10 protein-coding genes and 1 pseudogene are annotated in these 10572 nt (G+C 34.8%); 3 read left to right on the top strand and 8 right to left on the bottom strand.

Annotated features, from left to right (window positions below; translation table 11 throughout):
* Positions 1–56 precede the first annotated feature (56 nt).
* Positions 57–365, bottom strand: a pseudogene (locus tag KTQ83_RS05710) (type IV secretory system conjugative DNA transfer family protein); the annotation flags it as partial.
* Between KTQ83_RS05710 and KTQ83_RS05705 the strand changes: the two are divergent.
* On the top strand, positions 344–610 hold the full coding sequence (locus KTQ83_RS05705; RefSeq protein WP_117923650.1) for a hypothetical protein: 267 nt from the start codon (positions 344–346) through the stop codon (positions 608–610). The pseudogene KTQ83_RS05710 and the gene KTQ83_RS05705 overlap by 22 nt on opposite strands.
* 269 nt (positions 611–879) lie before the next feature.
* Here KTQ83_RS05705 and KTQ83_RS05700 read toward each other — a convergent pair whose 3' ends face one another.
* From KTQ83_RS05700 to KTQ83_RS05670, 7 genes are read right to left on the bottom strand one after another with little or no spacing between them, the layout of a single operon-like run.
* Positions 880–1086 carry a hypothetical protein gene (locus KTQ83_RS05700; RefSeq protein WP_186999469.1) on the bottom strand — a complete coding sequence of 69 codons (207 nt, stop codon included), beginning with the start codon at positions 1084–1086 and terminating at the stop codon, positions 880–882.
* A gap of 9 nt (positions 1087–1095) precedes the next feature.
* Positions 1096–1374, bottom strand: a complete 279-nt coding sequence (locus KTQ83_RS05695; protein ID WP_186999468.1) for a hypothetical protein — start codon at positions 1372–1374, stop codon at positions 1096–1098.
* Positions 1371–3095 (bottom strand): DUF5696 domain-containing protein, encoded by a 1725-nt coding sequence (locus KTQ83_RS05690; RefSeq protein WP_217256230.1) that lies wholly within the window; start codon positions 3093–3095, stop codon positions 1371–1373. The genes KTQ83_RS05695 and KTQ83_RS05690 overlap by 4 nt, the downstream gene beginning before the upstream one ends.
* Before the next feature lie 46 nt (positions 3096–3141).
* Positions 3142–4440, bottom strand: a complete 1299-nt coding sequence (locus KTQ83_RS05685; protein ID WP_217256229.1) for an alpha-amylase family glycosyl hydrolase — start codon at positions 4438–4440, stop codon at positions 3142–3144.
* Between the two features lie 4 nt (positions 4441–4444).
* Positions 4445–4930: a Cys-tRNA(Pro) deacylase gene (gene ybaK / locus KTQ83_RS05680; RefSeq protein ID WP_217256228.1), complete on the bottom strand. Its 486-nt coding sequence runs from the start codon at positions 4928–4930 to the stop codon at positions 4445–4447.
* Positions 4927–5475, bottom strand: coding sequence for an ANTAR domain-containing response regulator (locus tag KTQ83_RS05675; protein WP_117923638.1), 549 nt, complete (start codon positions 5473–5475; stop codon positions 4927–4929). The genes ybaK and KTQ83_RS05675 overlap by 4 nt, the downstream gene beginning before the upstream one ends.
* Before the next feature lie 6 nt (positions 5476–5481).
* On the bottom strand, positions 5482–6651 hold the full coding sequence (locus tag KTQ83_RS05670; RefSeq protein WP_217256227.1) for a glutamine synthetase family protein: 1170 nt from the start codon (positions 6649–6651) through the stop codon (positions 5482–5484).
* A gap of 188 nt (positions 6652–6839) precedes the next feature.
* Here KTQ83_RS05670 and KTQ83_RS05665 point away from each other — a divergent pair, with 188 nt between their 5' ends.
* Together KTQ83_RS05665 and asnB are read left to right on the top strand one after the other, a co-directional pair.
* Positions 6840–8930: a glutamine synthetase III family protein gene (locus KTQ83_RS05665; protein WP_217256226.1), complete on the top strand. Its 2091-nt coding sequence runs from the start codon at positions 6840–6842 to the stop codon at positions 8928–8930.
* Positions 8931–8975: 45 nt separating this feature from the next.
* Entirely contained in the window at positions 8976–10559 is a 1584-nt protein-coding gene (asnB, locus tag KTQ83_RS05660; RefSeq protein ID WP_217256225.1) for an asparagine synthase B, read from the top strand.
* Positions 10560–10572: the final 13 nt, after the last annotated feature.

Below are 10572 nucleotides of genomic sequence, written 5' to 3'. Positions count from 1 at the left end.
CATTAGAATTTAAAATTTATCTATTTTATGAGTCCTTTTTCTTGACGTAGTACCATATCTTTATAGATAGCTTTTAATTGTGATTGTGCTTGTAATGTAATACTTGCAGAAAATTCTCTTGAACGAATTGTAGCTATCAACTTTTCAAACTTAGGAATTAAACCAATATTCGCAAACTCATCTAATAGAAACCTAACATGGACTGGTAATCTATCAGCATATTTATCATCCGCTTTATCACAAAGTAAATTAAATAACTGTGAATACATAATTGATACCACAAAATTAAATGTATCGTCTGTATCTGAAATAATGACAAACAAAGCATTTTTTCTATCTTTTAATGTATCAAGGTCTAATTCATCTCCATTTGTTAAATGTGATTCATCAAAAGATTGACTATCTCAATAATGATCTTCACTATACAGATATTCAAATCATGGACAAACAAAAAGACATTGATTATACCGTTCTTTGTATTTATGAGACACCACAAAAGATTGACATGCAAATGTTGATGGATGTACCAACCGTATTCTCTAAATACAGAGTGAATCTTGAAGATGTAGTTACGCTACAAGAAAAAAAGAATAGCTTTGATCACGACTAAATCACGAGCGTCTTGAATTAGAAAGCTTAAGAAAAGAAGCCAAAGAAAAATCAAATGACCTTGATCGATATCGTAATCTTAAACAATATGTTGAAAATCAATTGAGTTCCAATCGAACTGCCATTTGTAAATGTCAACATATCAAAAAGTCTAGAAACGCACAAAAGCCCCTTTAATTAGGAGCTTTTCCTGCTTTTACTCTTCCTGTTTTTTAAGACGTGCAAGACACTCTTCAACATCCTCTTCATATTCATCAAAGCTTGTATAGTCTAGAACATTACATATTTTTCAACCTTATCCGAATCCCAAATAGAATTCTTCCATTCCCTTTGAAGCGCGAATAAATAGTCTTTCTCCAAATTATAATCATATTGATTGATCCCAAAACGATTATCCGGATCATACTTTTCAGCCCACTTATCCTGCATCATCATTCGAGTGATCGCAAGTCCAATCATTTGTTTTCTACTTAACATACTTCTTACCTACTCTATTCGATCTGGAATTAACTCATCACCTTCATATTTAAAGACATATTGCTTGTTTAAATCTTTATTCTTTAATGAAAACCACACTTCTGTATCCGACTGTTGAGTTATTGAATCCACATAATATGCTTCATCCTCAATTTGGTCATTTGCACTTTCAATCAATTCCTCATCTGAATAAGGTATTGAAGTTTGAACTTCTTTAGTTTCTCTAAGTTCTGGTTGTGCCTTTGTACAGCATGTTAATAATAGTAAAACCAAAACTAATATTTTCATACAATTCTATACGTATTCTCCTTTGTATCGATTTCAACTGTGATATTATTACTAAAAGTGGTCTGTTGAATATGATCATTGATGATTTTATGTTCTACCATTTCTTCATTTTTAATTTTTTGATAAAAATCTAGAACAACATTTGCACGTTTAATTCGATCTTCTATGGATAAGCCATCAGAGCCAAAATTACCATCCACATTATCATAAGGTGCATTCCTTACCACATATGGAATACCACCATTTAGTAATGCATACAACATATAGTCTTCTTGTTTTTTATCCATTGGCCAAGGCAAAATGAAACAATCATGATACACAAGATTAAACAAAGGTACTGCTATTCCCATTCTTTTCTCATTTTCTTCTTTCATCATAAACTCATAAGGACCATAATGCGAAAATACAAGTTCTCGCATGGCCCAATCACCGCACTCTTCACTTGAAGGTATGATTCCTCTATTTGTCATATATTGAAAACAAGCTCTTCGATATTCCATACACTCTTTTCTAGTCATCAAATGCTCTGGATTAAAGCACTCATCCATTTCATTACAAGAAAATACATCTAAGTATACACAATCCAAATTAATATGTTTTAAGATTTCAGTGTAGTTTCTTTTTACATACTTCGGTGCTAGACTTGCACACAAGTAGTTTTGTCTTCCCCCAGCCCAATTGGCATGCTCAAACACTTCACCATCCTCTAATTGAATGGCTTGGTTTTCATCATGTGTTTTAGCCGTATAGTAATAATCACGATACTGATCATGTAAGCCAAATAAATCATTTTGAGAACTTAAATTATCCTGTAAATTCTTTAAACCAGCCCATCCACCAGCTTCAATACATGCCGGCAAATAATCCGGATGACAATTGTCGTAGCCAGGATCTGCCCAACCATCCAAATGAAGATAAAGTTTGTTCGAGCCTAATTTATGAAGACTTTGAATCATCTCTTTTACCGAATCAAAAGAATGAATCACATCCTGTTGTCCATTATAAAAACGTGAATCCTTTTCCGTATGTGCCTTAATACCCGTATGTACAACAGCACACTGTTGAAGATCTGATATTTTAGAAAGTGTAACTTCTTTTTCCTTTAAAGATTTAAATAAGCCACTTTCTTTAACATACTCTCGATAAATCTTACACGCACGATTATAATCCATATTACTTTCAAAAGTATATCGAACAACACGCTTATATCGCATCTTACCTAGACTTGTTAACCATACAAATTGAAGCCTTGTCCCCTTATCATCATGATCAATTGTATATTTAGAATCCCAAGGCGTTTCATTGATTGCGATATACCCTTTTCCATTATTGGTTTGACTAAGCCAAGGCATATAGGCAGCACAACTTGTAAACTGACCATCAAAGGCAATATGACTATAATCATACTCATATCGATTGGGAATCAATAACCCTTGCATATAAGGAATGGTTGAATAGCCATCCTTGTCTTCACATACAAAACTATCTGGAAAATGAACCTCTTTAATATTTTCATCCACTTTAGGAATCCACTCAAAATAATAATGATTCGTACTATCTTCTTTCCAAATATATGTATCAAAATATTTATACGTGCTATAAATACCCTTACCTAATCCTGTTGTTCTTTCTTCTGACTTGATGAAATCATCACTAAAACTTATTTTTTGATCATCTTTCGTTACATAAAACGAATCATGATTTCGAATCCAATTTTCCATATACAAATACCTCTTCTAAATTATATCATATGAAAAAAAGTATCCATTACGATACTTTCTTTAATAATTTTACTTCATAAGGCTTGAACTCAAGTGAGTTATGAATATAAAGTTCTTCATTGGTTTCCATGTCGATGAAATTACCTTGACCATTAAAACCTAATGTTTGAACAACACTCTTCATATTCATACAAATCCATAGACATTCCTTTTCATCTTGTCTTTGATAAATACAAGCCGTATTTGTGATACCAATCTGTGTATAGTCTCCATAATATAAAGCGGAATGATTATGTTTCAGATGGATTAACTTTTGAATGGTATCCGTTAACTCATTCCACTCAAATACCTTGATTTCCGGTCTAAGATCTGTATCATTCCAATTTTTTGTACCTTCCATACCCCATTCACTGCCATAATAGATACATGGAATACCTGGCATAGTAAACAACATGGTATAAATTAAAGGCAATTGGTTTTTATCCTCTAAAATCGACGCAACTCTTTCTACATCATGATTATCCACAAAGTTAAACAAATGCTTACCCGTATATAAACACCATGGATCTTTGCCAAATTGACGATTCAATGAATAAAGAATCTCATATAAATTAGCTGAATTAAAGCTCGAATACAATCCTTTATAACACTCATAATTTGTGACAGAATCCAACATATTCTCATTCATCCATTGATTATAGTCACCATGTAAAGTTTCACCTAAAAGGAAGAAATCTCTATCTACATGATTGTGTAAAGTTTGTAGGAAATTTTTATCCAAACAATACGCTACATCTAATCTTAAACCATCAATTTTAAATTCTTCTTGCCAGAAATCCACTACACTTAAAATGTATTCTACTACTTGTGAATTTTGAAGATTCAACTTCACTAAGATGTCATTGCCTTCCCAATCCTGGTACCAGAAGCCATCGTTGTAGTGATTGTTTCCATTAAAATCAATATAGAACCAATCCTTATAAGGTGAATCCCACTTCTTTTCTAATACATCTTGAAACGCAAAGAAATCACGTCCCACATGATTAAACACGGCATCTAAAATAATTTGAATACCATTTTCATGGAATTGATTTACAACTTCCTTTAAGTCTTCATTGGTACCCAATCTTGTATCTAACGTTTTAAAATCCGTTGTATCATAACCATGCGTACGACTTTCAAAAATTGGATTCAATAGAATACAGTCAATGTTTAATTTCTTTAAATGAGGAATAAAATCCTCTAATTTATGAATTCTATGTTCTAGAACATGATCATTCTCAAATGGCGCTCCACAAGCTCCAAAAGGATAGATTTGATAAAATACACTCTCATACGCCCACATAAAATTACTCCTTTGTGATATCGCCTGCTTGAACATGAATTAAATCCATCAATGTCTTTGGATCCATCTCAATCTGCATACCAATCTTACCTGCACTAAAATAGATCTTATCTTGATTTAAACAATCCATTTCAATAAACGTACGAAATTGCTTCTTCATACCTAGTGGAGAACAACCACCACGAATATAGCCCGTAATCTTATTGATGTCCTTCACATGGATCATTTCACAAGATTTGACTCCGGCTATTTTTGCGCACTTCTTTAAATCCAGTTCCTTTTCAACTGGAAGCATATACACCAAGTATTCCTTTGTGTTTGCCTGTGTAACTAAAGTTTTATACACCGCTTCCACCGGCTGATGTAACATATTCGCAACATGCACACCATCTACGGGATCACCATCTTTATGTTCATACGTATGCGCTTCATATTCTACTTTATGCTGATCTAGAAAACGCATCGCATTGGTCTTTTGAATCTTTTTCATGTTTGAAACTCCTCTAATAACTCTTTAGCCACCAAGAATTTCGTCTTATTCTGCTCCATCGCTATCTTTTCAATATAGTGATGCGCCTTGTCTTCACTCCAATGATAATTTGAAATCAAAACCAACTTACAATGATCCACCATCTTCAACTCTAAATATTTCTGTTCAAGCTTACTGATCTTCTTTTCATAAAGTCGGATTCGCCTATTCACACTCATAAGAATCTGAAATGCTTCATACAACAACTGCTTCTTGATGGGATACGACAGAACTATTATACCACTATCTTTACACTGATATGAAACTTGATCATAGATTTCCTTATTGCACACCAAAAGAACTTGTGTATTTAAACTCTTCGCAAAATTTAAAAGCCCACTTGTCGTTTGCGAATATAAAATCACAACAATCTCAAAATGCGTATTTCTCAACTTATTTAATGCATCATTATATGTCTTCGAAAGTACATATTGATAATTGGCCGTATTTTTTAATAAAGCTAAGAAATTCTCATTTCCAAGCACTAATACTTTACTTGCCTCCATACGCACTTACCCAACATAAATATCCACTACATCTTTTCCTAAAACTTGTTTTAACCAATCCGAATTCAAAGCCTTTACCTTTGCCTCTTTTAAACTTTGAGGAAGCTTTCTTGTATCACTCGATACAATATCCGTACAAGGATCGGGTACCATGTTCTTTTCAATCCCCTCTAAACCGGCATAAATCAATAAGGCATACGTAAGATATATGTTACAGCTACAATCCGGACTTCTTAACTCCATACGATTTGTCGAATGTGTAGCCGGAATACGAATCAATTGATTACGATTCTGATACGACCAGGAAATATAGCTTGGCGCCTTATCCTTCCCAAAACGCTTGTAGGAGTGTTTTGTCGGATTTAAAAAAGCTGTCATTTCTTCAATATGATTTAAAATACCCGCCATAAAAGGCATCAACAGCTCTTCATGTTGATCCACACTCATATTAATATGCATCCCATTACCGGGCTGATCCTCTAAAGGTTTTGGTGAAAAGTCAGCGACTAAACCCTGCATATTCGCTAAAGCCTCTACAACCCACTTAAATGTAGCCGCATTATCCGCTGCTTGTAAAGCACTTGAATAACGAAAATCAATCTCATTTTGCCCAGGACCCATCTCATGATGCGAAACCTCTGGATCAATTCCCATTTCCGATAATGTTAAACAAATCTCACGACGAACATTTTCCCCTTTATCTAATGGTGAAATATCCATATACCCCGCACGATCCAATGGGACATAAGTATTTTCTCCATTTTCATCCTGCTTAAATAAATAGAATTCAAATTCTGAACCAAAGTTAACACTGATTCCCATTTCTTTCGCTTTATTGACCGCTTTCTTTAATATATAGCGCACATCCCTTTCAAAAGGCGTCCCATCCGGATATTTAATATCACAATACATACGAATGACACTTCCATCCATACTGCGCCATGGCAAGATACTCATAGTGTTTGGATCTGGATATAAGAATAGATCACTATGCACTTCATCTAGAAAGCCATCAATGGCACTGGCATCAAAGCTAATTCCTTCCACAAATGCCCTTTTTAATTCGGTTGGCAAAACAGAAACATTTTTCTGTGTACCATACATATCAAAATAAGAAAGACGAATAAATCGAACGTCTTGTTCTTCACAAAAATTTAATACATCATTATACGTCATACAATTCACCTCAAATAATTAATACACTATTTTCATCCTGTTTTCAAATCATTTTACATTTTTTCATTGACAACACAAAATATCTGTTTATAATGAATGCATACATGGCAAGGACGCCAAAGAAAACATAGGTCAAACCCTAGTTTTTTTAGTGTCCTTGCCCTTTTTTTATGTAAAGGAGAGCCATTATGAAATCGATCGTAGAAGAAATTTTTGGAAGTAAAGTTTTTGATGAATCTGTTATGCGAGAAAAGCTCGCAAAAGATACATATCGCGAATTAGAAAAAACAATTCGCGATGGAAAACAGTTAAATATCAAAATCGCAAACGCGGTAGCCCACGCTATGAAAGAATGGGCCTTAGAACAAGGAGCAACACACTATACACACTGGTTCCAACCAATGACAGGAGTTACAGCTGAAAAGCATGATGGCTTCATCAATCCAGATAAAGATGGCAAAGTCATTATGGAATTTAGTGGAAAAGAATTAATCAAAGGTGAGCCAGACGCCTCAAGTTTTCCAAATGGTGGATTAAGAGCCACATTTGAAGCAAGAGGATATACAGCTTGGGATCCAACAAGCTATGCCTTTATTAAAAACGGAGTTCTTTGTATTCCAACCGCTTTCTGCTCTTACTCAGGACACGCCCTAGATAAGAAAACACCACTATTAAGAAGTATGCAGGCCATTAATAAACAAGCCTTACGTATTGTGAAATTATTTGGCAATGACGATGTTCAAACCATTAAAACAACCGTCGGACCTGAACAAGAATATTTCTTAGTTGACCAGAAATATTATGAACAAAGAAAAGACTTGATCTATACAGGACGTACATTATTTGGTGCACCATGCCCTAAAGGACAAGAATTGGAAGATCATTATTTTGGAACAATCAAAAGTCGTGTTCAAGAATTTATGTCCGATTTAAATAAAGAGTTATGGAAACTTGGCATCTTGGCAAAAACTGAACACAATGAAGTAGCACCTGCTCAACATGAATTAGCCCCAATCTTTACAACGACAAATATCGCAACAGACCACAACCAATTGACAATGGAATTGATTCAAAGAGTTGCGAAAAAACATGGATTGGTTGCCCTACTTCATGAAAAACCATTTGAAGGAATCAACGGAAGTGGTAAGCACAATAACTGGTCTTTATCTACGGATACAGGAATCAACTTATTAGAACCAGGCGATACACCTCATGAAAACGCACAATTTTTAGTCTTCTTAGCTACTATTATTAAAGCTGTAGATGAACACCAAGACTTACTACGATTAAGCGTAGCCACTGCAGGTAACGATCATAGACTAGGTGCTAATGAAGCGCCTCCAGCTATTATCTCTATTTTCTTAGGTGATGAATTAACTGCTGTATTAAAGGCCATTGAAGAAGACAAACCATATGATGGAAAAGAAAAAGAATTGATGAAGATTGGAGCAACCGTTCTTCCTAAATTCCCTAAAGATTCAACCGACCGTAACCGTACTTCTCCATTCGCATTTACAGGAAACAAATTCGAATTCAGAATGCCCGGATCTAACTCAAGTATTGCCGGATGCAATATTGTGTTAAATACAGTCATTGCGGATGAAATCGAAAAATTTGCGGACATTCTTGAAGCTAGCGATGATTTTGACACTACATTACATGCTTTGATCAAAGATACTATCAAAAACCACAAGCGCATTATCTTCAATGGCAACGGATATGATGATTCTTGGGTTAAAGAAGCGGAGTCTAGAGGCTTATTAAACTTAAAGACAACGCCAGATGCCCTTCCATACTTCAAAACCGAAGAAAACATTGCCCTATTTGAAAGACAAAAAGTTTTATCTAAAGAAGAAGTGGAATCAAGATATGAGATTTTAATGGATGAATACGAAAAACAAATCAACATTGAAGCATTGACCATGTTAGACATCGCGAAAAAAGACATTTTACCAGCCGCAAGTAAGTTCTCTAAAGAATTGACAGATACCATCACAAATAAAAAGGCAATCGGTATCGACTTAACCTATGAACTTGAAACAGCTAAAAAAATCAGTGAATATTTAACCGAAGCTTACCAAGCTATGATGACACTTGAAAACGATGTTAAAAAACTACATGAAATTGATGATTTTGAAAAATCAGCCTTCTATGTAAGAGACTTCATTATCCAAGACATGGCCGCTTTAAGAAAACCATGCGACGAACTTGAAGTCATTACTTCTAATAGAGATTGGCCATTTCCAACATATGGAAAATTATTATTCGGAATTCAATAAACCGGCATACGCCCGGTTTTTCCGTCTATAAAGGAGATGTAATTTATGTGTACAATTATTGGATATAAATCATTAAAAGTAGATAAAGAATCCATTCATCAAGCATTACTTGCGACATATACAAGAGGTCCAGACGACGAAAGAATTCAAGAAGTCGGATGCGGCTATATAGGCTTTCAAAGACTATCCATCATGGGACTAAGTCCTCTTGGCATGCAGCCATTTGAAAGAAATGGCAATTATGTGGTATGTAACGGTGAGATCTATGGCTTTCGAGCCATCAAAGATGAACTTGAAAAAAACGGCTATACATTTGTCTCACAAAGCGACTGTGAAATTCTTCTACCACTCTATGAAAAATACGGCTTAGACATGTTTAAAAAATTAGACGCTGAATACGCCTGCATTATTTATGATGCCAAGAAAAACGATTTTATTGCCGCCAGAGACCCAATCGGAATCCGTCCATTATTTTATGGCTATGATCAAAATCATAATATCGTCTTTGCCTCTGAAGCCAAAAACCTAGTTTCCATTGTCGAACAAATCTTTCCATTCCCTCCAGGACACTATTATGCCGATGGCAAATTCACTTGTTACTTAGACATTACTAAAGTTGATGAAGTAATCACTTCAGATCTAGAAACAATCTGTTCCAATATTCACGATAAATTAGTGGAGGGTGTCAAGAAAAGATTGGATGCCGATGCCCCACTAGGATTCTTATTGAGTGGAGGATTAGATTCAAGTCTAGTTTGTGCCATCAGTCAAAAATTACTCAATAAACCCATTGAAACCTATGCGATTGGAATGGAAGAAGATGCGATCGATTTAAAATATGCCAAAGAAGTCGCTGACTTTATTGGCTCTAACCACCATGAAATCATTATTAATAAAGAAGATGTCTTAAATGCTATCAAATCCGTCATTCAAACTTTGGCTACTTTTGACATCACAACCATTCGCGCCAGCATTGGAATGTATCTCATCTGTAAAGCCATTCATGAACAAAGTAACATTCGCGTATTACTAACTGGAGAAATCAGTGATGAATTGTTTGGCTACAAATATACAGATTTTGCCCCAAGCGCCCAAGAATTCCAACAAGAAAGTGTTAAACGTATACATGAACTGTATATGTACGATGTATTAAGAGCCGATCGCTGTATTTCCACAAACTCCATTGAAGCCCGTGTTCCCTTTGGCGATTTAGATTTTGTCAAATACGTTATGGCTATAGATCCAAAAAAGAAAATGAATACGTACAATAAAGGAAAATATTTACTTCGTCATGCGTTTGAAAAAGACAAAATTCTTCCTTACGATATTTTAATGCGAGAAAAAGCCGCCTTCTCCGATGCGGTCGGTCACTCATTAAGTGATGATATTAAAGAATATGCCGAAAAGCAGTATACAGATGCTGAATTTGAAGAAAAAATCAAACAATATAAATACTGTACTCCATTCACAAAAGAGTCTCTATTATATCGTGAAATTTTTGAATCTTACTACCCTGAACAGGCAGGCATGATCAAAGATTTCTGGATGCCAAATAAAAACTGGCAAGGATGTAACGTCAACGATCCGAGTGCTCGTTATTTATCAAACTATGGAGACAGTGGAAAATAGAAAGGATTGTGTA

It is taken from the genome of Holdemanella porci, from assembly GCF_019052655.1.
Lineage (GTDB): Bacteria > Bacillota_I > Bacilli_A > Erysipelotrichales > Erysipelotrichaceae > Holdemanella > Holdemanella hominis.
This window is presented reverse-complemented; position numbering and strand designations above follow the sequence as displayed.